Origin of the sequence: Rugamonas violacea, assembly GCF_016461825.1 — a bacterium.
GTDB lineage: Bacteria > Pseudomonadota > Gammaproteobacteria > Burkholderiales > Burkholderiaceae_D > Rugamonas.
In genome coordinates this window covers 1-600 of the sequence record NZ_JAEMNU010000045.1, presented here as the reverse complement: position 1 = coordinate 600, position 600 = coordinate 1, and the positions used below count along the sequence as shown (strand labels likewise).

The window sequence follows — 600 nt, the reverse complement described above, 5'->3', positions numbered from 1 at the left end:
CGATGGGTCGATGTTTTTCTCCTTTTTAGCCGGTTTTGGTCGCTGGGCGCGTAACGAATCCCCGGTCAGCGTAAAGCGGTGGTTGCGCTGCATGACGCGGTCCAGGATGGCGTCGGCGATGGTGGCGTCGCCGATCCAGGCATGCCAGTGCTCGACCGGTAGCTGGCTGGTGATGATGGTGGCCTTGTTGCCGGCACGGTCGTCGATGATCTCCAGCAGGTCCGAGCGGGTCATGCTGTCAATGGCACCCATGCCCCAATCGTCAAGGATCAGAACGTCAGTCTTGGCCAATTGCAGCAGCCACTTGCCGAAGGCCCCGCTGCCGTGCCGGATGCGCAGTTCTTCCTGCAAGCGGGGGACGCGCTGGTAGATCGCGGAGTATCCACGCCGGCAGGCGTATTGCGCCAGTGCGCAAGCAAGCCACGACTTGCCGGCGCCGGTTGGCCCGGTGACCAAGACGCTGTGGCCGGCGTTGACCCAGTCGCCCAAGGCCAGGCTCATCACCTCGCGCCGGTCGATGCCGCGACCGGCGCGCGCGTCGATGTCCTCAATCGCCGCCTGCCCATATTTAAGGTGCGCGTTCTTGAGCAGCCGCACCAG

At 64.3% G+C, this 600-nt stretch carries 1 protein-coding gene; it reads right to left on the bottom strand.

Going from position 1 to position 600, the window contains the following annotated elements; all coding sequences use genetic code 11:
- On the bottom strand, positions 1-600 hold a 600-nt coding region (locus tag H7U20_RS10065; RefSeq protein WP_199759025.1), incomplete at both ends, for an ATP-binding protein.